The following is a 24,434-nucleotide window of genomic DNA, read 5'->3' on the forward strand; positions in this document are numbered from 1 at the left end:
ACCGCTCCATTTTTTTGCATAGTGAGGTTATGTATGTGAAACGATATCGACATTTATACTTGTTAAGCTTTACTCTACTCATTTGTTTTGTCGCACTATCACTTTCGTATCATACCGCTTGTATTGAGAAATTTGACAATATAGTCGCACACTTTATTCAAAGTTTTCGAAACGATTATTTGACAACCTATTTTACTTGGGTGTCCTTTATCGGTTCCAAAAGAATATATTTTCCGTTACTCATTATTCTTGTAATGTATTTTCTCGTTAGAAAAAAGTTGCTTAGTGCATTACTTCTAACAATTAATTACTACGGATCTCGTTATTTAAACAGTATGCTTAAACTATGGTATGAACGGGCAAGACCTGATGTAACGCAGCTTGTTACTGCAACTGGATATAGTTTTCCGAGCGGTCATACGATGAATGCTACTGCTTTTTTAGGATTTATTGCATACGTCACAATTACTGAAGAGCGTATTTCATTGCATAAAAAACTGTTGATTATTCTTATAGCAAGCTTTGTTGTATTATCTATTTCAGTTAGCCGAATATATCTTGGCGTGCATTTTCCATCTGACATATTAGCAGGATGGGCAGCTGGCGGTAGCTGGCTCGTTTTATGTGTTATATTTCATAAAGCGTTTATAAAAAAAGAACCTATGTCATAATAGGTTCTTTTTCCATTGGTTCAACATGAATGTGGGCATGGTAAATTCCGAATTTTTTTCGAAGCATGGCTTCGATGTTGTCAGTAATACAGTGACTTTCTCCAACATCCATACGAGCGTCTACCTCGATTGTAATATCAACGTACGTTTGATTCCCGTACATACGCGCTCGAATATCTACAATGTTTTCCACACCAGAAATATGCTCAATAGCATCAGCATATTCTTCCATTTTATTAGGATCAATGCCATCTGTTAGCATATGAGAAGCTTCTACGAAAATTTCCCATGCAGTTTTACAAATAATAAGGCCGACAATTAGAGCGGCAATAGGATCTAAAATAGGCATTTGGAACTGTGAGCCGACAATGCCTACAACTGTACCAATACTTACGAGCGCATCTGATAAATTATCCTTTGCGGCAGCTTCTAATGATTTACTCTTTGTTCGAAGTGCAATCTTTTTCGTATACCTAAATACACAGTACATAACGACAGCAGAAAATAAAGCTACCCATGCAGCAAGTACATTGGGCGCAGCTTGTTTCGGATTTAAAAATGATTGAATGGCACTAATAACAACTTCTAATCCGACCGTTGCCATAATGAAAGAAGCAACAAGCGAAGCTATTTGTTCTGCACGCGAATGCCCATATGGATGATCTGGATCTCGAGGTTTACGAGAAATTTTTAAACCGATTAATATTGCTAAAGAGGCACCAATATCCGTTAAGTTATTCAAACCGTCAGCACGTAATGCGCTAGAGAGGGTAATATAACTGATGATAATTTTCATAGAGGATAAAAATATGTAGGCCATAATGCTGACAATAGCACCTTTATCAGCTTCTTTATGAGAAAGAGTATCCATTTTAATCACGCACCTTTCTTTAAAGGAATTTCTTTCTATACATAGAGTATCAAATGAAACTCGTGTGGGTCTATACAAACATTGTTGACACTTTATAGCTTTTTAAGTAGGGGGTAACAAAGTTTCGTTAAGGAAAAATATGTTGAAAAGTACAAAGTGAGGGTATGAATATAATTGGGAATCATTCACAATGAAAGGGATAAGATGGTAGGTGGATGTAGAAACGAATACTTTTCTTACTATGTATTTTTCTAATAATGACTGGATGTAATTCATCAAATGATGAAATTGTGAAGAAGTATTATATTTCTAAATGATCAATATCTACATGTAAAGGATACGGTGGAGTAAATGAAAGATATGTAATGAACATAGAAAACAAACAAATAATCAATGGGGTTCATAACTTGTGGATTGAAATGAAAAAACAAAAGGAAAGTGGCGAAATACCACAATACGATATATTAATTACATATGAAAGTGGTGATACGAACGTATACATCTATACTTAGGGGATGAAGGGGGAAAGGAGTGTAATTATGTACATTGGTCATGAAGAAAGAGCTACGACAATAATTGTGAAAAAAGATGAAAATCCTCTGAAAAATATTTTTCAGAGGATTTTCATCTTAGTATGCTTCTAAAAACTCAGTAACTTGCTCTTCAGTTTTTGCGTTAGCACTATGTAAGTGGCCTAGCTTCTCACCATTTTGGTATACAAGTAAACTTGGAATACCCATTACTTGATACTCTTCAGCGATACTTGGAAACTCATCTTTATTAATAGAATACCATTCAAACTTATTGAACTCTTCCATTACCTCTCCGATAAAGTTGTCCATACGTACGCAATCCGGGCACCATGTAGTAAAGAACTTAACAACTACTGGCTCCTCACTTGCGATGATGTCTTTGAATTCTTTTTCAGACTTGATTTCTCTCATATTTTTGACTCCTCTCAATGTTACACGGATAAGCTAGTATTTGTATGCGAAATCCGTAATTGCAAACATTAGTATTTTTGAAATAGATTGTTTGCAAAATCTTCGACTGCTTTTTCTTGTAGGTCTGGTACAACTTGTGAGTAGGTGTCTAATGTGTTGCCTACTCTTTCATGTCCTAATCATTCGCTTACGATCTTTAGTTAAATACATTATTGCAACATTAATGTTAAGGGATTGCTTTAGATCATGAAACCGAATATCAGGAACCTCACTTTTCTTTATAAGCTTTTTCTTCATTTTTTGCAAGTAGCTGGGATGGCATGATTAGAAATTTCTTTAGATATTTATGGGGAAGTATCGTTAATAGAGTGACATTAAAACTAAATGGACTAGATAATTAGAAAGTGAGAGTGATTCATAATGAATTTTTCAAAAGAGAATACAAAAAAGATTCCGTAACTGAAAAAATGGGTTGCGGTTTTTTCTTTACTTGAATTTTATTATATTAAATTCGGTATGCGAAAAGATTTTAGATGAATTGGTGCCTTATTTGTCTGCACTTGGTATGGACTTAGGTATATGGACAGACCATGAGAAAATCTCTGAATATACTAATAAAAAAGGAGATGTTGAGTAATGGCACGTTATAGTTTACATGGAGGACACAATAGTATTGTACAAGGGGCTAACTGGGGAAATCGGAAAGAGCATATTTTGGATCGTCAAGTTAAAGATGCGGTTGCAGCCAAGTTAAAAGCTTTAGGACACACAGTCTATGATGATACGGACGAAGTAGGAAGCACTCAAGCTCAAAATTTAAATAATATTATTCGTAATAGTAATTCACATGTTGTAGATTTGGCTATTGCTTTTCACCTTAATGCAAGTGATGGAACTGGGCAGGGTGTTGAAGTGCTGTATTATGATCAGAATGAACTAGCGTCTAAAATTTCAGCTCAACTAGCAAAAGATATTGGATGGCGTGATCGTGGTGCGAAACAACGTAAAGATTTAGCAGTATTGAATGGGACTAAAGCACCAGCTATTCTTATCGAATTAGGATTCATTGATAATGATTCCGACATGGCAAAATGGGATGTTGATAAAATCGCTAATTCAATCGTTTTTGCTTTAACTGGACAATCTGGTGGAGGTAGCCAACCACCTCAAAAACGTAATATTGTCGAAGTTGGTGGAATAGGTAAAGAAAATTTGGCTGAATTAGTAAGTGCTTTAAACTCAGTTAAGATGACAGGTAACTTAATTCTTAGAAGTGATGGCTATGTTTATCCTGTAACTGATCCAACTAGCGATACTCAATTAAAAGCATTCACTGATTATCTTGATCGTAAAGGCTGGGCATATACTGTTAAGTAAACATACTATGTAAATGCAAATAAGCCTATGTAAAGCGAAAAAAGAGGCCTACTCGTATGATGAGTAGGCTGCTTTTTTATTTTATAAAATAAATTAATTTGAATAGAGGTTTTCCTCAAGCATTTATTAAAGCTACGAATATTTATAAGAATATGAGTATGGAAACAGGTCTAATTTTGGAATAGCGGAGGAGATTGTTGTGGACATAACTCAAAGTGTGGCAAGAATAGTAGTAAATGGGAAAGACCTTCCGTTCACTTCAGTTCAAACCTCTGCGTGGAATAATGGTCCTGTATATGATGTAACTGTTTCAACAAAGCAGAGAGTGAACGAGCTTTATCAATTTATGTGGTCACAGGTACCAGTTACACTTACGATGTATTTTCTTCAAGGAGCAGACTTAATGCGATTTGTAAGGATTACTGGGATTAATGAAAGTGTAATGGGAGAATATATATATCATTTTTCTTGGGGATAAAAGCAATTTAAAGTAGCCTAAAAGCTACTTTTTATTTTGTAAAGGAATTAATTATCAGGAGATGGGTAAATTGGGATAGTTAAGGAAAATAAGCATAGACTGTGAACGTGTATAAGAAGCTCAATAAAGAAAGAACAGCGAGACATGTTTAATGTCTCGCTGTTCTTTCTTTATATTATTCGCAAATAGTTCCGGTTGCTATACCAGTTGGAGCAACACCTACTGGGACCGTATCAATAACCGTATTTGTCGCAGTATTTATGACAGAGACAGTATTACTAGCTTGATTTGTAACATAGGCACGAGTGCCATCTGGTATGATAGTTACTTGATCAGGGGATAGAGCAACAGGAATTGTATCAATTACAGTATTTGTCGCCACGTTTATTACTGATACATTATCGCTAACTTTATTTACAACATAAATACGGGTGCCATCTGGTGTAATAGCAATACCAACAGGTTCGGTACCTACGTTAATTGTATCAATAACGGAATTGGTAGCGGTGTTAATAACAGAAACGGTATTGCTATTTTGATTTGTGACATACGCACGAGTGCCATCTAGTGTGAAGACGATTATCCTAGGGCGAATACCAACAGGGATGGTAGCGCTAACTGTATTTGTCGCAGTATTTATAACGGAAATTGTGTTACTTAATTCGTTTGCAACATATGCAAAGGCTCCATTTGGAGAAACAGTGATTCCTTGCGGAGCGTTGCCAACGGGAATGGTATCAATAACTGTGTTAGTAGCAGCATTAATAACAGAAACAGTATTATTACCATGATTTCCAACATAAACAGTTGTGTTATTTGGAGAAACAGCTACGCCAATCGGATTAGATCCAACAGGGATGGTAGCAACAACTGTATTAGTGGCAGTATCAATAACGGAAACGGTATTAGAAAAAATATTAGTAACATAAGCGCGAGTCCCATTTGGTGAAACCGTTACTTCAAGAGGTGCATTATCTACAGTAATTGTAGCAACGACTGTATTAGTTCCGGTGTTGATTACTGATACTGTATCATCTGCAGGATCATCTATGGTTCCTGCGTTTGTAACATAAACAAGGAAATTACATGCAGGTCCGGTTGGTCCAGTTGGTCCAGTCGGACCTGTTGGACCTGTTGGACATTCACAATCTCCAGTCGGTCCCGGTGGTCCTTCTGGTCCCTGAATCCCTTGCACACCTTGAGGTCCAGTAGGCCCTTCCGCCCCTTCTGGTCCTTGAATCCCTTGCACACCTTGAGGTCCAGTAGGCCCTTCCGGTCCTTCCAGTCCTTGAATTCCTTGCACACCTTGAGATCCAGTAGGCCCTTCCGGTCCTTCTGGTCCCTGAATCCCTTGCACCCCCTGAGGTCCAGTCGGTCCCGGTGGCCCAGGAACTCCCATTCCAGTCCCAGAACCAGTCGGTCCCGGTGGTCCCTGAGGTCCTTGGATCCCTTGCACACCTTGAGGTCCTTCTGGTCCTTCTGGTCCTTCAGGCCCTTGAATTCCTTCAACGCCTTGAGGTCCTTGAGATCCTTCTGGTCCTTCAGGTCCTTGAATTCCTTGCACACCTTGAGATCCCTGAGGCCCTTCTGGCCCTTCTGGTCCTTGAATCCCTTGCACACCTTGAGGCCCTTGTGCTCCTTTAGGTCCTTGAATCCCTTTTGGTCCAGTAGGCCCAGTCGGTCCAGTACTACTTAATAATGAACTATTCAAGATTCCTTGTAAAATTAAGTTGAATGTTTGTTGTAACAATGGGTCTGAAATATTCGAACAACTAATAAGTGAAGATAAGTTTTGGAATAGGAATTGGAACAGTGCTGAGATTTGAGTGAGGGATGCAGTAGGTAGAGAATTAATTAATTGATTTATAGTTCGAATGACTAAATTTCTATTTGGAGTATTTGGTTGTACTGCAATTAATAAATCATTTAATGCTTGTAATGCTGATTGGAGTATTTGAATAGTTATTGGATTTGGTGTTGTAAAGAAAGAAAGGATAGCTTCGTTTAATTGGTTAATTAATTGTAATAATTCTTGTTGCTGAGAATTTGAGAAAAAGACAGGTGTACAACAATTAGTTTGATCACAAGGGGATATAGAAATAAAGCAGGGGACCTGGAACTTTTCGCACGGATTTGTTGAGTTTGAATTTTGATTATATTTCATAAATACCTCCTTTTAAAAAAATATTAAGTACGTCTTGATAACTACTATTTGCTTCTAAATTTAAAGTGATTTTGAGTATATGTTTAATGTGAAATATTCAAGAATATTTTTTCTTTTAAGTATATGTCAACAAAATAGAGATGTTCTTATGGGGTGTCCATTTAAAATGCGATATTTAATTGAATATTGTGATAATGTAAAAGTTTAAAATGAATAACGTGCTAAAGGCTAGTAGACTAGCTTTTAGCACTCACTAAAATAATTATACATAACATACTTTGTAATAACTTATTCGGAAGTGAGTTGAAATTAATGTTTTATTCATATGTGGATTCTCAAGTTGGCATACGACCAGCGTATGGTACGGCTATAACGTATAGCGGGGCACAAAGTACAGTTCAAGCTGTTCAACAAGCATTGCAAATGCAACAACAAATGCAAATGCAGCAAGGTATACAACCGTATTATTCCTCTATGGAGTATTTTTACCCAACGCAACATTTTACACCATACGGAATTGCTTTTACTTCAATTCCATATGGAACAGTATTCAATTTATAAATATAGAGGAATAAAATGAATACAAAAGGGTGCAAGTAAAAAGCACCCTTTTAAAAATAAGAATAGCTAGTCCAAACCTCTCTAATCAATCTTGCATAATATGTAGTAATAAGCTTGAAAGGGGAACGAGTATGTCTTGTTATTACTACTGTAAGTATTGTAAGGATTATAAAAAGAAGCAACATGATTGTCGTAATAAGACTAGTAAGTGTCATGCCAACAAGGATAATCTTGTTAGGGCATCAGCATTTAGAGCTAGAAATACTGTAAATCAAAATGTTCCTGCTAATACTTTTGTGAAAGTGTTATTCCAAAATGAACAATTTGATTTAGCAAATGAGTATAATCCAGCAACGTCTATTTTTATGCCGAAGACGAAAGGCGTATATTCTATTATTGGAACGATTGGTTTCTTTCCAAACGATACAAATTTAAATTATAGAGCTCGTGTAGAAATTCGTGTGAATGGAAATGCAGCAATAGCTATAGATAATGACTTTTTTGGTCCAATAGGTTTTGGAAATGTTGTAAGTGTTTCAACAATCATTCAATTGAATGCAGGAGATATAGTTGAGATTTATGCACAAAGTAGTATAGATGGTGTTTTAAGCCCCTTAGAAGATGGTTCGCACTTTGAAGCGGCAAGATTTCCGTCTCCTACTAAATAAAGTAGGTAATTTAAAAATGAATAGAAGTTTAATAATAGATCCTCACCAAACAGGTGGGGATTCATTTTTTTATTAATAATAGTAACAGCTCATCCAAGCTTTTCTAATCAATTTTGCATAGTATGTAATAATAAATTTAAAGGGGGACTTACTACGTCTTATTATTACTGTAAGTATTGTAACGAGTACAAAAAGAAGAGTCATGATTGTTATAGGAAAAGTAGTCAATGTGATGGGAAGTATGTAAAAGTAAATTGTTGTGGTAATAAGAAAGAGGAGCTTGTAAGAGCGTCGGCATTTAGAGCTGTGAATACAGTTAATCAACCTATTCTGGCAAATACGTCTGTTAAAGTGTTATTTCAAAATGAACAATTTGATTTAGCAAATGAATATAATCCAGTAACATCCACTTTTATGCCTAAGACTAGAGGGGTGTATAGTGTATTAGGGAATATAACGTTCTCACCAAATGATATTAATGTGAATTACAGAGCTAGAGTAGAAATTCGTGTAAATGGAAATACAGCAATAGCTATAGATAATGATTTCTTTGGGACAGGGGTATTTTTTAATAATGATGTTTCAGTCACTTCTATTCTTCAATTAGAAGCAGGGGATGTAGTTGAAATTTTCGCAGAGAGTAGTATTGATGGCGTTATTGTACAAAACGTTAATGGTTTAAATACTGTTCATTTTGAAGCGGCAAGGTTTCCTTCTCCAATTGAATGAAGCTGATAAGTAGATGTTTTATAGAAAGTTTGTTAAGACCCCTCACTAAATAGTGTGGGCTTTTTATTGTTTTTCTAAAATATATAAGCAACCAGATTTAATTTCGTTTATTATATGAGTGTTTTATGAATTAGATATAATGTTTTAATAGAAGAGAAATGAATGGTAATAGTGAGAGTATAATATATAGAAGGTTATTGTCGAGTCCAAACGATGGATATAAAAAAAGAGCATACATAAAAAGTATACTCAAAAGAAAGATAGGTTTTATGAGTGGATAATCTCCATACGATAATATATGCGTGTTTAATGAAAACGTGTAAAGAATCAATAAATTATCAATGGAATATCATGAAATGAGTAATTTTAGTTTAGGGATGTAGTTGTTTTCTTTCGAAATAATCTAGGTAAAAAAGTTGTGAAAATCGTGCATGATGGGGACTAACAATGGGATAATGATCGTACTTCAGTTACATATTTCTTAAAGTTTGGATATTGCGTGATAGTTTGGCATTTAGGGGTGAGTAGTTGATTAATTATAGAAACATTTGTAATTACTTCGTTACAAGGACCGAAAAATGTAACTTTTAGTTTTGAATTCGGTGGAACTTTGAACACGATAGGTTCTTTTTTCATGAAATCAGCTCCTAATATTCCACATTATATGTGCTTCACCTATTGATTTAAATGATTATTAAGGTGTATTTATATAATATGAAATCTTTGTTAAGTTGATTATAATATAGAACCTCATTGTCGTATAAGTACATAAACATGTGGGGAAAAGCGGAGAATACTCTATGAAATGTATAATTAATATAATATGAAAAATGATTTAACTATCTAATGCATTTTATGTCATGATACATATTACGGTAGTAAGAATAGTATGAGGAGGTAATAAAAGAATGCAAGAAAATGTACAAGCTCAGCCACAGCTTTCACCACCGTGGATCACATATTTTAATGAACTAAGAAATTCAATTGGTGTTGATCCAACAGTTACAGTGGGGCCACTTATTCCGGTTGGCGGGAATTATATTATTTTAGTGCATGCGTTAAGTAATGAAAAAGCGAGAGCATTAGCAACGCTTCTAAAATCTTCTGTACAATTTGGAAATGTAAGTGTAACCATTATTGAAACGAATAATGAAAATGAAATTGTAAATCCATTTCCTTGTCCACTAGATGCATTTGAAATTGCGTATTTATTTCAAGTAGCGTTAGAGAATAATCCTTATTTTGAACAAGTTGTGGTACAACCTCAGTTCCCTGGTGGAGTGAATGTTGTATTTCCAGTTTTTAAAGCGGAAGTGATCCAATTTTTTAATGATGATATTTCAAATCTATGTCAAACGTTTACAGGTGTTGCTGCAAATGTGTTTCGTGATGTAATGCAGGAGGATGTTTGTGATATCCCAATTTTATTTTCCACAAGTTGCGTTATGAGCAGTGAAAATCCACAATTACAAAATACAGATTTAGAACCAAAGTTGTTTTATTAAGATGCAAAAAGACATTTTCAAAAATCGGAAATGTCTTTTTTATGTATTAATATTATTTTGTACCAAAATTTATTGGCTGGAAATCAGTGGTAAAATGTAAAATAATTATAGTTTTACTCAATTTTAAATAGGCTGGATAGCGTATGGAATTGTTGATTACAGATAGAAATGAAATAAACAATGAGTGTTAGGCTAGACTATTATAAAAAGATAGTTCACATATAGGGGTTTTCTACGTACAGGCAAATAAACATAGGACATATAGAAGATTTATTATTATCAACAGAAAAATCATTTTAAATAAATTGATATTTTCACGCCTAATTATATGAGTTAGAGGAGAGATTGAAAGAAGTAGTTTTAAAGATTATATATTTCAAAAAATAAAGATTTCTTCTTATTTATATTATAGATAGATAGTAATAGGTATATGTGGATTACGCTAAAACAAGCTTTGAATATGATAATAAAAAGGAGTTGAATTGTAATGGGTTATATTGTTGATATTTCAAAGTGGAATGGAACTATTAATTGGGAAATTGCAGCGCCTCAACTAGATTTAGTTATTGCTAGAGTGCAAGATGGTTCAAATACGGTGGATTTTATGTATCAAAACTATGTGAATGCAATGAAGAAGCATAGTGTTCCGTTTGGTAATTATGCATTTTGTCGTTTTATTTCTATTGCAGATGCAAAGAAAGAGGCACAAGATTTTTGGAATCGTGGCGATAAGTCTGCTGCGTTTTGGGTGGCGGATGTTGAAGTACAAACGATGGTAGATATGCAAGGCGGGACACAAGTATTTATAGATGAATTACGTCGTTTAGGTGCGAAAAAAGTAGGTTTATATGTTGGGCATCACACGTATGTATCGTTTGGAGCGCGTAATATTGATGCTGATTTTGTATGGATTCCTCGTTATGGAGGGAATAAGCCGGCATATCCGTGTGATATTTGGCAATATACGGATTCGGGGAATGTTCCTGGGATCGGGAAATGTGATTTGAATCAATTAATAGGAAATAAGTCACTTTCCTGGTTTATAGATTCGAATCAAGAAAATCAATCTAATGTAGTGGATTTGCAGCAATCAAGTGGTATTGGTATTGCAGTTTCAAAATATCCTGATGGATACGGCATAAATATATATGAAAATCCTGTGAACCCCCAGTATACAGGTGCAATCACTAAGAAAATCCCGTATTTAATTTTAAACAGTTATTGGGGAGGCGGCGATAAAGATATGATTTGCTTAGGGAATGATAAGCAGTGGGTATATTTAAAACATTTTGATGTGAGATGGTATTATGCTTCTTCAAAATATCCTGTTGGGTACGGAGTGAATTATTATGGAGAGCCTGAATGTATTAATTATAAAGGAAATATAGATGGATCAACATCTTACCGTGTGTGGGGAAGAGTAAAAAATGCGGTAGATATCGGACAAAGTAGTTGGATACCGGAAAAACATTTAATCATTAAGTAACCTTAGTCGTTAAATGTTTTTGAGGCATTCGTAAAGAGTCTTCTCATTAATAAATAGTGAGAAGATTTTTCATATTTGTGTATAAAAAATATGATACATATTTGATTCAAATGAAATGAATTACATATGGAAAACACACTGTTTTCACAATATCGGTGTATAGTTACGTTGCATAATAATAAAAGTGAGGTATTTGAATTGAAAAAGAAAAAGCTATTTTTGGGAACAATTATTTCATGCGTGGTACTCGCATTATCTGCATGTGGTTCCTCAGACAACGTAGTAACATCAAAAGTAGGAAATGTTACAGAGAAAGAGTTAAGTAAAGAATTAAAACAAAAATATGGAGAAAGTACATTATATCAAATGGTATTAAGTAAGGCGCTGCTAGATAAATATAAAGTTTCAGATGAGGAAGCAACAAAACAAGTAAAAGAAGCAAAAGATAAAATGGGTGACAATTTTAAAGAGACTTTAGAAAAACTTGGGTTAAAAAACGAAGATGAATTAAAAGAAAAAATGAAACCAGAAATTGCATTTGAAAAAGCGATTAAAGCGACTGTCACAGAAAAAGATGTAAAAGATAACTATAAACCAGAAATGAAGGTAAGTCATATTTTAGTAAAAGATGAAAAAACCGCTAAAGAAGTAAAAGAGAAAGTGAATAATGGTGAAGATTTTGCCGCTTTAGCGAAGCAGTACTCAGAAGATACTGGTTCAAAGGAACAGGGCGGGGAAATAGCTGGTTTTGGACCTGGGCAAACTGTTAAAGAATTTGAGGAAGCTGCGTATAAATTAAATGCAGGACAAGTAAGTGAACCAGTTAAAACATCTTACGGTTACCATATTATTGAAGTGACCGATAAAAAAGAGTTGAAACCATTTGAAGAAGTGAAGGATAAGATCCGTAAAGATTTAGAACAACAAAGATTACAAGATACGACAGGTAAATGGAAACAGCAAGTAGTCAATGATTTATTAAAAGATGCTGATATTAAGGTGAATGATAAAGAATATAAAGAGACATTTAAATTTCTAGAAAAGAAATAATACGGATAGAAAAAACAGAAATGTAGCATTTTGCTAGACTTCTGTTTTTTGTTTTTTTGAAAAAAGAATGCAGACTTCTTCGGTAAACACAATCATACTAGAATGATTCGGATAAGTAAAAAACAAAAAACTAAATAAAATAAAATTTCGCATCTTCATATGAAATTTTTAAAGGTAAAACTCTAGAAGTATTATGTAACTTTAATTAGAAAAGGGAACTCATATTGAGTTCCCTTTTCTAATTAGTGTGTGTGTTATAAAAAAGATAGTAAGACAATATAATATTACATTTAAATATTAAGAATTACAATGGAAAATTGTAGGAAAATGAAATAGGAAATAATAATCGTTTTAAAAAATGTTGATATAGTAATGTTTTGATTATTTTATTACATATAAATTAAGTATATAAATTTTTATAGTGGATCAACATAATTTGAAGAATAGTACATATAATATTTTTGAATAAACATTTGCAATATTATAGGAAGTGAAAAGTTGAGCATTCTATTAAAAAGGATGTTCTTTTTGTTATGAATATTTCTAAATGTATTATTTACTAGATGAATAAATGAAAGTGGGGGAGAATATATGAAAGTGATTTTTCAAAGAGAAGACGGAGGGAAAGTTTTTGAATCGAATGATGAAAATATAAGTGATTTATTAGCTATATTAAAAGAAACGAAAGGGATTAAAATTGGGATGGTTGAGTATGAAGTGTTAAAATATGAAATAGAGTATTTTCGTCATCCGAAAAGAGGAGAAACGGAGAGAGAGTTACATATAACCATACATCCTAAATATATGTAATGAATGGTAGCAATATCAAACTATTATGAAAGCAAAGGAGTATTTGATATTGTAATATGATATGTACGAAAAGAGAGTGTGGAAATCGCCCTCTTTTCACAGAAAACCTATAAGGAATAAATTGAGTTACATTATAAATTTCTTAAATTTTGTGAGTTCGTTCATTATAATGTATGTTTGCGTTTAAGAATGGTTCATGCAAAAAAAATAAAGCTTTGTAGTGTAGGCAGGGATTTTATATTCAATTAAACGAATGTAATGTTGTAGTTTGTTGACGAATAATAAATGAAACTTTCATTCAGAAAGAAAGCTAGTCAAGATAAAAAAATAAATTTGAAAATATAACGTATTAGAAAAAACGATTTCACTTTATGTGAAATCGTTTTTTATTCGCTAAATGTGTAGAGAGTGAAAAGTTTGTTTTAAGGGGAAAAAATATAAATATGCCCCTTCTCAAAAGAACATAGGTTCGTGTATAATTAGAACGAATGTTCTTTTTGATGCAGACCTTATACAATTTAGAAATAAATACGAACTTAGTAATTACTAAAAATGATGGAGTAACAGTATGTGTGAAATAGAGTGGATAAATGATCAAGGAGATAAAGAAATGAATCATGTAAAGAGGCAGAAAGAAGAAAGAGAGTGGGTTCCATTTACAGTAATGTCGGAACAATTGTTAAGTATGAGAAAGGTTATTGGTGAGAAATTAAAAGTGCAAAGGCCGATAGTAACAAATGAAGAAAAAGAAAGAATTTCTGATAAATTGCTAACGGCATTATTGTCTGAGCAAGAAATATTGGTGACATATTTTGAAGATGGCTACATACTTACAAGTTATATGACAGTCGTTCATATAGACCCGGTAAGGCAGATTATAATGTGCACAGACGCATTTTATAAAACTCACGTAATGAGTTTTACAGATGTAATTGAAATAATGTAATAGAAGCTGAACTTAAATATCCAGCTTCTATTATTTCTGATAGATGGAAGAAATAATGCGAAATAGCAGCTAGCTTCATGCTAACTGCTAAGCCCCAGGGAAAGGGAGAAAAAGATAGGGTACTCCAACATTCAATAATAGCTGTGAAACAGCCTGATTATAGTATAGACAAATCTAAAATTCCTATACAGAAAGATGAAAAATAGGGTTAGGCTGTACCCACTTGATTTTGATCTGCAAGGTCCGAATCAAACGTATTAGTCGCACTAACACCGTTAAAAGTATTAACAACAAAACCAACGTTTGATGCGCCAGATCCATTGTAAGCTTTTGTATTTTCTTTGGGAGAAACGTTGTAGAAATCACCTAAGTTAAATGATCCGTTACTATTTTGTACAACTAAATTCCCTACAACTGAGGGCATAATTTTCACCTGCTTTATAATGAATTGTTAACATTACTATATGGGAGTAAAGTCCAAATGGTTCATGTAACAAAAATTGTGGAATAGTAAAACGTTTCAAGCGTGGCTTTCAATAAAAGTGTGTTAAACTTAATATGAGTTGGATAATAAAAAAGAAATAATTTGTATAATTAATATATACGAAAACAAAGGAGGCAAAATGTTATGAATAACGTTATAAAAAAAGTAGATTTATCAGATGCAAAATCAAGTAATCTTGTTGCGCTTATTTATAGCAATGAAGTTATATTGATTGAAAACGCATTTTGTCCAAATGAAATAAAATTAAAGTTTAATGAGATTGCAATTTTATCTGCAATTAAAACAGCTCATATTGCAAAAGTGTCCATCAGAAAAGAACTTGAAGCGCTTTTTCATGATACAGGAGTATTACTGGTGAAACAAAGTGCTGAAGTTGGTAGCAGTCAATCTATAACAATGCATTTTGAGCAATTCAAAAAATTACAATATGAAATTGAGCTTTTAAATAAAAGTATGTAATCAGGCTAGTTGAAGGTTCTTTCACAAAAGTGGACTGTGTTATGTTGAAAAGTGGATTGGAAATTATTTGGATGAATCGCACTATAAACATAAATATAGTTTTATGAAAATGCAGGATAATGAGGCTATTAAAGCAGGTAAATTAGGTACAGTTTATATGTATCGTTTTGAAAAATGTGGGAAAGAGAAGTTGAAATTTAAAAGTAATAATGAAATAAGCAACGAATTTTTAAATATGTAAACGGGAGTAACCACTATGGTTACTCTTTTGTTTATGTGTGCAGTATTAAAAATACTTCTAAAGTATGAAGTGTTTTTAATACTTTAGTAAATAGTTAAATGAAGGTTAAAGGAGTAAAATATGGTAAAGGGAGGCGAGGAATTGAAGCGAAATGACATTAGAAAACTCGTAATTATTACAGGAGTGACACAAGGATTAGGACGCGCGATGGTTGATCGATTTCATGAATTGGGATGGAACATATGTGGATGTGGACGTTCAAAAGATAAAATTGAAGAACTAAAAAAACAATACGGTAATACACATGATTTTCAAATAATTGATGTTTCAGATTCGCAGCAAGTTAGTAGTTGGGCAAATGAGATCCTTACTAAATATCGGACTCCCGACTTGTTAATAAATAATGCATCCATTGTGAATCAAAATGCACCAATTTGGAAAGTTACCGCTGGGGAATTTGAAAATGTAATGAATGTAAACGTGAATGGTGTAGTAAATGTAATAAGAGCATTTGTCCCAGCAATGGTAGATAGAAAAGAAGGAATTATTATTAATATGAGTTCTAGTTGGGGAAGAGAAGGTGAGGCAAATCTTGCACCATACTGTGCCTCGAAGTTTGCAATTGAAGGTATCACGAAATCTATGGCACTGGAATTGCCTGATGGCGTGGCTGTAGTTGCTTTAGATCCTGGCGGTGGTATTAGCACTCCAATGCTGTATTCATGTGCACCACAGTATGTTAATGAATCACCCACACCTGAAATGTGGTCACATAATGCGATTCGATATATATTGAATATAACAATAGATAAAAATGGAGATTCATTGACATGCCCAGCATGTGTTTAAAAATAAGTATCTATTACTCAATGTAATTTCAGTGATATACGCTTTGGCTAAAAAAGTACCTTTAAGGTACTTTTTGTATTAGTAACACATTATAGAATGCACAAAATTACATATGGAAAATAAAATATTTGATTAAGAGTGACTTTTGGTTATTTCGAAAGCACGAGAAAATATCAAAATAGGTGATGAAAATGAATCCAAGCAGTTTAAAAGTGACAGGAGCATGGTATCAAGTAGGAGGAAATCTTACAGCTGCTATTGGAACGACAAGAGGATTTATTGGGGAAGAGAAAATTGAATCGGACCTTGTTATTATAGGAAGCTCATTGCAAGCCTTCGGGTATATTTTACAAATTATAGCGAGTAATTATACCGAAGATGAAGAAGTAGAAAATCGAAATATATGTTTGCAGAATGAAAGTGAAACACTGGATAAAATGGGAATTGAGTTATTGGCATTAGGGAATATATCAAATGTAATAGGAACATATTTTAATAAAAATGAACAATTAACAGAGAATGATTATCTTATCATTGTCGGGAACAGTTTACAATCGATTGGTGCTTTTTTAGGAGTAGAAGCAGCTTTGATTGAGATGAAAGTAATACAGCGAATCATTGTACTAGGCAATTCTATGCAAAGCTTAGGGGCCGGACTACAAGCGTATCAAGGCATAATTAATTTATCGAAGGATGAAGTAGAAAACGAAGATCGTATTCTTGATAAGAAGGATGAGAGGATAATAGCACTGATTGGTATTTGGATACAGGCAATAGGAACGGTAATTTCTGCGATTGGATTAACTGCAGTAGAGAAAGAGAAAAGTTTTGAAAATAATAAGGATTTTAAAATGCTCATTGAAAGAGCGGATGTAAAATGTAATTAAATAGGTAGGAAGAGTTTGGTCTAGTAGGTTTTTTTGCATATGGATAGAATATATATAATAGAAGAAATGTTATAATTGCTTAATTGAAATTTGTGTAACTTCAAAATCAAAGAGTGTGCTTGCATATGAAAAGAATTTTTATAAAAAATCCAAAATAAGGAGTTTTCAAGAGATGATGTACTTATTGGCAATTCTACTTCCACCTGTAGCTGTATTATTTTGCGGAAAGCCATTTCAAGCAATAATTAATTTCATATTAACTTTAATATTTTGGGTTCCAGGCGTCATACACGCGATTTTAGTCGTACATGATAAAAAGGCGGATCGGCGAGTGAGAAAACAAATTCAAGCATATGATGAAATTAATAAGAGGAATAGAAGATAATTCGTCTGTGAAAATAGTATAAAAAGAAAGGGGGATTTACCTCCTTTCTTTTTATTTGGTGCTTAAGTTTAAATTTTAGTGTAGCGGAAAGAATTTTTAATGTAAGTTTTATGGTAATAGCTTTTAGATTGTGCATTTAATAAGCCATTGTAAATGCTTTCAGGTACATTAAAGAAATCATACATGCCATTTTTTAATTGGATTCGTAAAATCATAGAAAAGGGATTATAACCAACAGCAATCAAATTTTTTGATATAACAGGAGATAATTTCATAAGCATACAACTCCTTAATTTTATTTGTAAATTACTTTAGAAATGAGGATTAGGTTGTTGAAATATGAATATGTAAAGCAGCAGTAATACGGATAGCCAATATATTAAATCTTTGTTATACCTATTTATAAAGAAGTTCACACGAAGTTCATATCGATATGCTATTTTTATCTCACCTTTGATGAAATTAATAAGAAAATATTGACCATTTGAAAAAAAGGTATATTATTTATACGAGGTATTAAAATTTTATCTCTTCCATTTTATGCGTAATGGGGCAGCTTTATTTGAAGGAATAGAGGTAAAAAATAATTTGTTTAAGAGTATCTAAAATTTATAATCTGTGAATTAGGAAAATATTGAATGCTTCCGATGAACACACTTTCTAAATGTAAAGATATTTGGGAAGGTGGCCTCAATATTTTTAGTAAATCAACGGGAGAATTGAAAGGCAGGAGAAAGTAACATGTCAGAAAATTATCGTTCTCGAGAGGAGCGACGACAAGTTAAAAAGAAAAATCAGCCAGCTTCTAAAAAACAAAAACCAAAGGGTAAAACATCATTTTTCCGTAAGTTTTTAATTAGTTGTTTATTACTTGGTATTGTAGGTTTAGTGGCGGGGGTTGCTACCTTTTTTGTAATGATTAAGGACGCGCCAAAACTTGAAAAAGCAAAACTTGTTAATCCGTTATCCTCAAAAATTTATGATAAAAACGGAGAATTGGTATATGAATATGGAAAAGAAAAGCGAACAAACGTTACGTATGATCAAATTCCTAAATTAGTAGAAAATGCTTTTTTAGCAGCGGAAGATGCTCGTTTTTATGAGCATAGTGGTGTGGATTTTAAAGGTACTGCTCGTGCAGTTTTAGTTAGTTTAAAGGGAGATTACGGTTCGCAAGGCGGAAGTACAATAACGCAGCAAGTTATTAAAAACTACTTCTTATCAATGGATAAAACGCCAAAGCGTAAGGCGCAAGAAGTGTATTTAGCTTACAAGCTAGAACAACAGTATTCAAAACATGAAATATTAGAGATGTACTTAAACAAAATTAATTTAGGAAACCGTTCATATGGAATCGCAACAGCAGCACAAAACTACTATAAAAAAGAATTAAAAGACTTAACATTACCAGAAGTTGCGATGCTTGCAGGTTTACCGAAAGCACCAAATAATTACGACCCGTCGAAACCACAAAATATTCAAAAGGCAACAGAAAGAAGAAATGTTGTACTAAAGTTAATGAATCGACATGGTTATATTACAAAAGCAGAAATGGAAGAAGCGTCGAAAGTACCAGTAGACAAAGGTGTTGAAAAGGCAGCTGAATTACAAGCGATGCCATATCCTGCATTTATGGATGCAGTTGTGAAAGAAGTTGAAAAAGAATTACCTGATGCTAATATTGGTTCTGACGGTTTAGAAATTTATACAACATTAGACACAGAGGCACAGAAATTGGCTGATAATATTTTAAATACAAATATTATTGATTATCCAAATGAGAAATTCCAAGGGGCTTTCACATTTATGGATACGAAAACAGGTGAAGTACGTGCTATAGGTAGTGGGCGTGGTGAAAATAAGGCTGTATTTAAAGGTCATAATATGGCAACTGAATTAGATCGCTCAGCAGGTTCAACAATGAAACCAATCTTTGATTATGCTCCTGCAATTGAATATTTAAAATGGGCTACTTATCATCAAGTCGATGACTCGCCATTTAAGTATACTGGTGGTCAAGATGTCAGAAACTCAGATAGAGGGTATTTAGGACAAATTACAATGCGTGAAGCATTAAAATTATCACGTAATGTTCCAGCTATCAAAACTGCAAAAGAAGTAGGAATAAATAAATCAAAAGCTTTCTCTGAAAAGTTAGGTATTACATTTAATGCACCACCGACAGAATCAACAGCGATTGGTACAAATGAAGTATCGCCAACTGAGATGGCAGGTGCGTATGCTGCATTTGGTAATGACGGTAAATATACGAAGCCGCATTTTGTTAAAAAAGTGGTTTATCCAGATGGTAAATCGAAAAGTTTTGAGCAAAAGTCAAAACGAGTGATGGAAGATTATACAGCTTATATGATTACAGATATGCTTCGTTCCGTTGTAACATCTGGTACTGGTACAGCTGCTAATATAAGTTCTTTAGATGTAGCTGGTAAAACAGGAACAACGAACTATTCTTCGGAAAAAGCAGCGCAATATAAATTACCAGACAGTGCGACTCGTGATAGCTGGTTTGCAGGATATACACCGCAGTATACGATGGCAGTATGGACCGGTTATATGAAAGATAGTAAAGACGATTATATTAGTAGTAAAAATACGAAAATTGCACAGTTGATCTTTAAAGAAATGATGAGCGAGATGGCTACTGATAAATCACAATTTAAGATGCCAAGTAGTGTTGTGAAAGAAGGTAATGAGTTACGTATAAAAGGTGAGAAACGTGATTCTTCACCAAATACGAGCGTACCGAATACAACTGAACAGCCGAAACAAGATCAGCAGCAAAAAACTGAAGAAGAGAAAAAGCAAGAAGAACTTAAGAAACAGGAAGAATTAAAGAAACAAGAAGAACAAAAGAAACAAGATGACCTTAAGAAGCAACAAGAAGAACAAAAGAAACAAGATGACCTTAAGAAGCAAGAAGAACAAAAGAAAGAAAATGAACAAAATAATGGAAATGGTCAAGGAAATACAACGCCGCCGAATAACGGAGGAGGCGGGAACACAACGCCGCCAAACAACGGAGGAGGCGGGAACACAACGCCGCCGAATAACGGAGGAGGCGGGAACACAACGCCGCCGAATAACGGAGAAGGCGGGAACACAACGCCCCCAAGTAACGGGGGAGGGCAAGGGAATCCAACCCCACCAGTGACAACTCCACCGAATAATGGGGGAAATACAGGGGAAGTCCCTGCGAATAATGGGCAATAAGAAAAGTTAATAAAAAGCAATTAAAAAAGTCGAATTTCTTACATAAGAAATTCGACTTTTTTATGTTGAAAATGGATTGGAAGTAAATATAGGAGCTATGCAATGATGCTATTTAAATGTTAAACGTACCATAGAAATTTTGAAAATAAATGGATGGAAAATGATAAAAGACTTGAGTCGGGGGTAATGGAACATAACTGGGGTTATAAAAGGTAGTGCTACTTGGGTGTGTACCGTGATGCCAAAATGAGGGAGTAACTTGACCGGGAACTTGATATTGTTGCCAAGTTGCGGGAAGTTCAATGCCAACATCAGAGCTAGCTGTATGGACGGCGGGCACATGTATTCCGGGAGTTGAAGGAACCACGGCAGTTACTCTTGATAATACCCACATAAAAATAATCACTCCTAAGTTGAGATAATAAATTAGTATATTCTCTTAACACGTATAAAGGTACAAATACATAGGACTTTCGGTTAAAGCATACGTACAAAGTCGTACGACCAATCAATGCTGAGAGTGGACTATTTAATATGAAAAGATACGTCTTTTTGCTGAGGGAAAAGAGACAGAGAAAATGTACAATGGGGGTGTTAATCGTAAATTTCACGTGTTTATGGAGGTGTTTTTATGGAACGATTATGGACGAAGTCATTTATTCAAATGTCTTTCGCGATGTTATTTTTATTTACAGGGTTTTATTTACTTGTTCCAACGCTTCCTCTATTCATTAAAGAGATTGGTGGAAATGAATCACAAGTTGGATTGATGATGGGAATGTTTACAATAGCTGCTGTTGTAATACGACCGATTATTGGAGGTATGTTAGATCAATATGGTAGAAGGTCTTTTATTATTTTCGGACTCATCCTTTTTGGGCTAACGATGTATTCCTATAATTTAGCATCGACTATAGTCCTTTTAGCAGTTTTACGCGTTATTCACGGAGTGACATGGGCCGTTTCTACAACAGCTGTTGGAACTGCGATAACTGATATTATTCCAGATTCACGCCGTGGAGAAGGTATGGGCTGGTACGGGATGGCTATGACAATTGCAATGGCAATCGGACCGATGATTGGATTATGGGTAGTAAAATATTATTCATTTCATGGTCTATTCCTTTTAGCAACTCTTTTATCTTTCATGGCAGTTATATTATCGTTAATAACGAAAATGCCATTCACGCCACAAAAGGAAAAAGGGAAAATTCAACTATTTGAAAAATCCGTTTTATCAATTACGGTTGTTGTTTTCTTTTTATCATTTGCATACGGTGGCATTACAACGTTTTTACCGTTATTCGCTTCTTCAATTAATGTGAATCCTGGGACGTTCTTTCTTGTATATGCAATTGCATTAACAATTGTAAGACCGATTTCAGGTAAATTATTAGATAAATATGGAGAAGTATTCATCATACTTCCAGCACTATGTATTACTATTTTAGCTATAGTTGTATTAACGATGGCAAATGGTTTGACGGGCATCATTATTGCAGCGACATTATACGGTATGGGATTTGGCTCAGCACAGCCAGCTTTACAAGCGGCGATGCTTACAATTGTTGATCCTAGTAAAAGAGGAGTTGCTAACGCTTCATTTTTTACAGCATTTGATTTAGGTATCGGATTAGGTGCAATTTTACTTGGATTTGTGTCACAAATTTTTGGCTATCGTATTTTATTTACAGCAAGCTCTGTTTCAGCTGTAATAGCTTTACTTGTTTTTGGTATGTTTGTAAGACAAAAGTTAAGTGAAAAAGAATTAAGCCGAGAGGGATAAAATTGAATATTATCGTTGAAAACGAAGCTGTAAAATGGTTTAAAGAAGAATTACGAATCAATCGCAATGAATGTATTCGATTTGTCATAAGATATGGTGGAAACAGTTCAATTCAGCCCGGATATTCTTTAGGGATTGTTTCTGAGAAACCAGATGGGGAAATAGTGTCAGTGAAGAAAGATGGTATTCTATTTTTGTAGATTTTGATGATCTTTGGTACTTTCAAAACTATGATTTAGTTGTAAGTTATCATAAAGAAACAGAAGAAATTTAATTTAATTATGTAAAATAATAACTTTATTAAAAATGAATAAGTTTTATATAAGAATTATATTTAGAGGATAGTGAAATAAATATCATATAGAAACGAGCTGTACATGTGTGCAGCTCGTTTTTTCTATTTTGTAATAAAATTCGGAAAAAAGATATGTTTGATGGGATTATATGAGTTATCTTTATATTTTGTTTTAAAAAGAATTGTAAAGAAGTCTGTCCTTTCTTTGAAAAATATGAAAATTATTTTCAAAAAATTGTATTGTTACATCAATAAAAGTATAGGAAACTTATCATTATAAAATAAATTGAAATCTTCTAAAAACTCTGATACATTGAAATAGAAATGTAGTTCTAAAGTATTGTAAAGGCTTACAGTTGTGTGCACGAAGATCTATTAGGATTGGAGGAAATAATAATGAAAGCTGAAGAAAAATTTTCCCCGGGATTAGATGGTGTAGTAGCAGCGGAGACGAAAATCTCGTTTCTTGACACAGTAAAAGGTGAAATTGTAATTCAAGGGTATGATTTAATCGAACTCTCAAAAACAAAAGAGTATTTAGACATTGTGCACCTTTTATTAGAAGAACATCTACCGAATGAGGATGAAAAAGAAACACTTGAAAAGAAATTAAAAGAAGAATATGCAGTGCCAGAAGGGGTATTCAACGTTCTAAAGGCGTTGCCTAAAGAAACGCATCCTATGGATGGCTTGCGTACAGGTGTGTCTGCATTAGCTGGTTATGATAATGATATTGAAAATCGCTCGTTAGAAGTAAACAAAGATCGAGGTTATAAGCTTTTAAGTAAAGTACCAAATATTGTAGCAAATAGCTATCATATTTTAAATAATGAGGAGCCAATTGAGCCTCTTCAGGAATTGTCATATAGTGCGAATTTCTTCTATATGTTAACTGGTAAGAAACCGACTGAACTTGAGGAGAAGATCTTTGATCGTTCCCTTGTTTTATATAGTGAACATGAAATGCCAAACTCTACATTTACAGCGCGTGTAATTGCGTCAACACAATCAGATTTATACGGTGCTCTAACTGGTGCGGTTGCATCTTTAAAGGGAAGCTTACACGGCGGTGCGAATGAAGCTGTTATGTACATGCTTTTAGAGGCTGGCAATGTTGAGAAGTTTGAAGAGTTATTACAGAAAAAACTATATAACAAAGAAAAAATTATGGGCTTTGGACACCGTGTTTATATGAAGAAAATGGATCCAAGAGCACTTATGATGAAGGAAGCTTTAAAACAGCTATGTGATGTAAAAGGCGATTATACACTATATGAAATGTGTGAAGCTGGAGAGAAAATTATGGAGAAGGAAAAAGGCATTTATCCGAATCTTGATTATTATGCAGCACCAGTATATTGGATGCTTGGTATCCCAATTCAACTGTACACACCAATCTTCTTTAGCTCTAGAACAGTAGGACTATGTGCGCACGTTATTGAGCAACATGCAAATAATCGCTTGTTCCGTCCGCGTGTAAATTATGTTGGCGAGCGACATGTACTTAGTAAATAAGAACAACTGGGGAGTTGTTAG

General features: G+C 33.9%; 26 protein-coding genes and 2 pseudogenes. 20 read left to right on the forward strand and 8 right to left on the reverse strand.

Features of this window, described 5'->3' with window-relative positions:
* Nucleotides 1–35 precede the first annotated feature (35 nt).
* Nucleotides 36–671, forward strand: a complete 636-nt coding sequence (locus tag DPQ31_RS11060) for a phosphatase PAP2 family protein (protein WP_002093763.1) — start codon at nucleotides 36–38, stop codon at nucleotides 669–671.
* Here the strand turns inward: DPQ31_RS11060 and DPQ31_RS11065 are convergent.
* The 3 genes and pseudogenes from DPQ31_RS11065 to DPQ31_RS29305 all read right to left on the reverse strand — a co-directional run.
* Nucleotides 661–1,542: a cation diffusion facilitator family transporter gene (locus tag DPQ31_RS11065; protein ID WP_140158651.1), complete on the reverse strand. Its 882-nt coding sequence runs from the start codon at nucleotides 1,540–1,542 to the stop codon at nucleotides 661–663. The two genes, DPQ31_RS11060 and DPQ31_RS11065, sit on opposite strands and share 11 nt — an antisense overlap.
* Before the next feature lie 629 nt (nucleotides 1,543–2,171).
* Nucleotides 2,172–2,486 (reverse strand): thioredoxin family protein, encoded by a 315-nt coding sequence (locus DPQ31_RS11070; RefSeq protein ID WP_001206937.1) that lies wholly within the window; start codon nucleotides 2,484–2,486, stop codon nucleotides 2,172–2,174.
* A gap of 68 nt (nucleotides 2,487–2,554) precedes the next feature.
* A pseudogene (locus DPQ31_RS29305) lies at nucleotides 2,555–2,807 on the reverse strand (site-specific integrase); the annotation flags it as partial.
* A 315-nt stretch (nucleotides 2,808–3,122) separates the two neighbouring features.
* On the opposite strand from DPQ31_RS29305, the gene DPQ31_RS11075 reads away from it, so the two are divergent.
* Both DPQ31_RS11075 and DPQ31_RS11080 read left to right on the forward strand, forming a co-directional pair.
* Entirely contained in the window at nucleotides 3,123–3,863 is a 741-nt protein-coding gene (locus tag DPQ31_RS11075; protein ID WP_098227503.1) for an N-acetylmuramoyl-L-alanine amidase, read from the forward strand.
* Between the two features lie 199 nt (nucleotides 3,864–4,062).
* Entirely contained in the window at nucleotides 4,063–4,341 is a 279-nt protein-coding gene (locus tag DPQ31_RS11080) for a hypothetical protein (protein WP_199632089.1), read from the forward strand.
* Between the two features lie 175 nt (nucleotides 4,342–4,516).
* Here the strand turns inward: DPQ31_RS11080 and DPQ31_RS11085 are convergent, their stop codons facing one another.
* Nucleotides 4,517–6,505 (reverse strand): beta-propeller fold lactonase family protein, encoded by a 1,989-nt coding sequence (locus DPQ31_RS11085; protein WP_098001045.1) that lies wholly within the window; start codon nucleotides 6,503–6,505, stop codon nucleotides 4,517–4,519.
* A 312-nt stretch (nucleotides 6,506–6,817) separates the two neighbouring features.
* Between DPQ31_RS11085 and DPQ31_RS11090 the strand changes: the two genes are divergently transcribed.
* The 3 genes from DPQ31_RS11090 to DPQ31_RS11100 all read left to right on the forward strand — a co-directional run bounded on the left by DPQ31_RS11090 (nucleotide 6,818) and on the right by DPQ31_RS11100 (nucleotide 8,463).
* On the forward strand, nucleotides 6,818–7,066 hold the full coding sequence (locus tag DPQ31_RS11090) for a DUF3947 family protein (protein ID WP_000500114.1): 249 nt from the start codon (nucleotides 6,818–6,820) through the stop codon (nucleotides 7,064–7,066).
* A gap of 131 nt (nucleotides 7,067–7,197) precedes the next feature.
* On the forward strand, nucleotides 7,198–7,734 hold the full coding sequence (locus tag DPQ31_RS11095; RefSeq protein ID WP_208731892.1) for an ABC transporter permease: 537 nt from the start codon (nucleotides 7,198–7,200) through the stop codon (nucleotides 7,732–7,734).
* 117 nt (nucleotides 7,735–7,851) lie between these two features.
* Nucleotides 7,852–8,463 (forward strand): hypothetical protein, encoded by a 612-nt coding sequence (locus DPQ31_RS11100; RefSeq protein WP_199632099.1) that lies wholly within the window; start codon nucleotides 7,852–7,854, stop codon nucleotides 8,461–8,463.
* Between the two features lie 441 nt (nucleotides 8,464–8,904).
* On the opposite strand, the gene DPQ31_RS11105 is transcribed toward DPQ31_RS11100, so the two are convergent.
* On the reverse strand, nucleotides 8,905–9,099 hold the full coding sequence (locus DPQ31_RS11105; protein ID WP_000712072.1) for a hypothetical protein: 195 nt from the start codon (nucleotides 9,097–9,099) through the stop codon (nucleotides 8,905–8,907).
* Between the two features lie 272 nt (nucleotides 9,100–9,371).
* On the opposite strand from DPQ31_RS11105, the gene DPQ31_RS11110 reads away from it, so the two are divergent.
* The 5 genes from DPQ31_RS11110 to DPQ31_RS11130 all read left to right on the forward strand — a co-directional run bounded on the left by DPQ31_RS11110 (nucleotide 9,372) and on the right by DPQ31_RS11130 (nucleotide 14,260).
* On the forward strand, nucleotides 9,372–9,968 hold the full coding sequence (locus DPQ31_RS11110) for a hypothetical protein (RefSeq protein ID WP_208731893.1): 597 nt from the start codon (nucleotides 9,372–9,374) through the stop codon (nucleotides 9,966–9,968).
* 487 nt (nucleotides 9,969–10,455) lie between these two features.
* The gene (locus DPQ31_RS11115; RefSeq protein WP_199632087.1) at nucleotides 10,456–11,454 is read left to right on the forward strand and encodes a glycoside hydrolase family 25 protein; all 999 of its coding nucleotides are present in this window, start codon (nucleotides 10,456–10,458) and stop codon (nucleotides 11,452–11,454) included.
* A gap of 198 nt (nucleotides 11,455–11,652) precedes the next feature.
* Nucleotides 11,653–12,504, forward strand: coding sequence for a peptidylprolyl isomerase PrsA (locus tag DPQ31_RS11120; protein ID WP_208731894.1), 852 nt, complete (start codon nucleotides 11,653–11,655; stop codon nucleotides 12,502–12,504).
* A gap of 591 nt (nucleotides 12,505–13,095) precedes the next feature.
* Nucleotides 13,096–13,314, forward strand: coding sequence for a hypothetical protein (locus tag DPQ31_RS11125; protein WP_000864289.1), 219 nt, complete (start codon nucleotides 13,096–13,098; stop codon nucleotides 13,312–13,314).
* Between the two features lie 610 nt (nucleotides 13,315–13,924).
* The gene (locus DPQ31_RS11130) at nucleotides 13,925–14,260 is read left to right on the forward strand and encodes a YolD-like family protein (protein ID WP_033658415.1); all 336 of its coding nucleotides are present in this window, start codon (nucleotides 13,925–13,927) and stop codon (nucleotides 14,258–14,260) included.
* Nucleotides 14,261–14,468: 208 nt separating this feature from the next.
* On the opposite strand, the gene gerPF is transcribed toward DPQ31_RS11130, so the two are convergent.
* Nucleotides 14,469–14,684 carry a spore germination protein GerPF gene (gene gerPF / locus DPQ31_RS11135; RefSeq protein WP_001141565.1) on the reverse strand — a complete coding sequence of 72 codons (216 nt, stop codon included), beginning with the start codon at nucleotides 14,682–14,684 and terminating at the stop codon, nucleotides 14,469–14,471.
* 204 nt (nucleotides 14,685–14,888) lie between these two features.
* Between gerPF and DPQ31_RS11140 the strand changes: the two genes are divergently transcribed.
* The 5 genes from DPQ31_RS11140 (at nucleotide 14,889) to DPQ31_RS11155 (ending at nucleotide 17,586) form a co-directional block, all read left to right on the forward strand.
* On the forward strand, nucleotides 14,889–15,224 hold the full coding sequence (locus tag DPQ31_RS11140; RefSeq protein WP_001066863.1) for a hypothetical protein: 336 nt from the start codon (nucleotides 14,889–14,891) through the stop codon (nucleotides 15,222–15,224).
* 34 nt (nucleotides 15,225–15,258) lie between these two features.
* A complete protein-coding gene (locus tag DPQ31_RS29310) occupies nucleotides 15,259–15,465 on the forward strand; it encodes a hypothetical protein (RefSeq protein WP_242475999.1) in 207 nt (68 codons plus the stop codon).
* Nucleotides 15,466–15,585: 120 nt separating this feature from the next.
* Entirely contained in the window at nucleotides 15,586–16,314 is a 729-nt protein-coding gene (locus DPQ31_RS11145) for an SDR family oxidoreductase (RefSeq protein ID WP_141520624.1), read from the forward strand.
* 191 nt (nucleotides 16,315–16,505) lie between these two features.
* Nucleotides 16,506–17,201 carry a DUF6944 family repetitive protein gene (locus DPQ31_RS11150; RefSeq protein ID WP_087950036.1) on the forward strand — a complete coding sequence of 232 codons (696 nt, stop codon included), beginning with the start codon at nucleotides 16,506–16,508 and terminating at the stop codon, nucleotides 17,199–17,201.
* Between the two features lie 172 nt (nucleotides 17,202–17,373).
* Nucleotides 17,374–17,586: a YqaE/Pmp3 family membrane protein gene (locus tag DPQ31_RS11155; RefSeq protein ID WP_000990226.1), complete on the forward strand. Its 213-nt coding sequence runs from the start codon at nucleotides 17,374–17,376 to the stop codon at nucleotides 17,584–17,586.
* Between the two features lie 68 nt (nucleotides 17,587–17,654).
* Here the strand turns inward: DPQ31_RS11155 and DPQ31_RS11160 are convergent, their stop codons facing one another.
* Nucleotides 17,655–17,861 carry a KTSC domain-containing protein gene (locus DPQ31_RS11160; protein ID WP_000777817.1) on the reverse strand — a complete coding sequence of 69 codons (207 nt, stop codon included), beginning with the start codon at nucleotides 17,859–17,861 and terminating at the stop codon, nucleotides 17,655–17,657.
* Between the two features lie 466 nt (nucleotides 17,862–18,327).
* Between DPQ31_RS11160 and DPQ31_RS11165 the strand changes: the two genes are divergently transcribed.
* Complete coding sequence (locus DPQ31_RS11165; protein ID WP_208731895.1) at nucleotides 18,328–20,817, forward strand: transglycosylase domain-containing protein; 2,490 nt, start codon at nucleotides 18,328–18,330, stop codon at nucleotides 20,815–20,817.
* A 112-nt stretch (nucleotides 20,818–20,929) separates the two neighbouring features.
* On the opposite strand, the gene DPQ31_RS11170 is transcribed toward DPQ31_RS11165, so the two are convergent.
* Entirely contained in the window at nucleotides 20,930–21,211 is a 282-nt protein-coding gene (locus tag DPQ31_RS11170; RefSeq protein ID WP_000270098.1) for a hypothetical protein, read from the reverse strand.
* A 237-nt stretch (nucleotides 21,212–21,448) separates the two neighbouring features.
* Here DPQ31_RS11170 and DPQ31_RS11175 point away from each other — a divergent pair, with 237 nt between their 5' ends.
* The 3 genes and pseudogenes from DPQ31_RS11175 to mmgD all read left to right on the forward strand — a co-directional run bounded on the left by DPQ31_RS11175 (nucleotide 21,449) and on the right by mmgD (nucleotide 24,413).
* Nucleotides 21,449–22,603, forward strand: coding sequence for an MFS transporter (locus tag DPQ31_RS11175; RefSeq protein WP_208731896.1), 1,155 nt, complete (start codon nucleotides 21,449–21,451; stop codon nucleotides 22,601–22,603).
* A 2-nt stretch (nucleotides 22,604–22,605) separates the two neighbouring features.
* Nucleotides 22,606–22,877 (forward strand): annotated as a pseudogene (locus DPQ31_RS11180) (HesB/YadR/YfhF family protein).
* Nucleotides 22,878–23,294: 417 nt separating this feature from the next.
* Complete coding sequence (gene mmgD / locus DPQ31_RS11185) at nucleotides 23,295–24,413, forward strand: citrate synthase (protein WP_000642649.1); 1,119 nt, start codon at nucleotides 23,295–23,297, stop codon at nucleotides 24,411–24,413.
* The last annotated feature ends 21 nt before the right edge of the window (nucleotides 24,414–24,434 follow it).

This window comes from Bacillus sp. COPE52 (assembly GCF_003355115.1).
Classification (GTDB): Bacteria; Bacillota; Bacilli; order Bacillales; family Bacillaceae_G; genus Bacillus_A; species Bacillus_A toyonensis.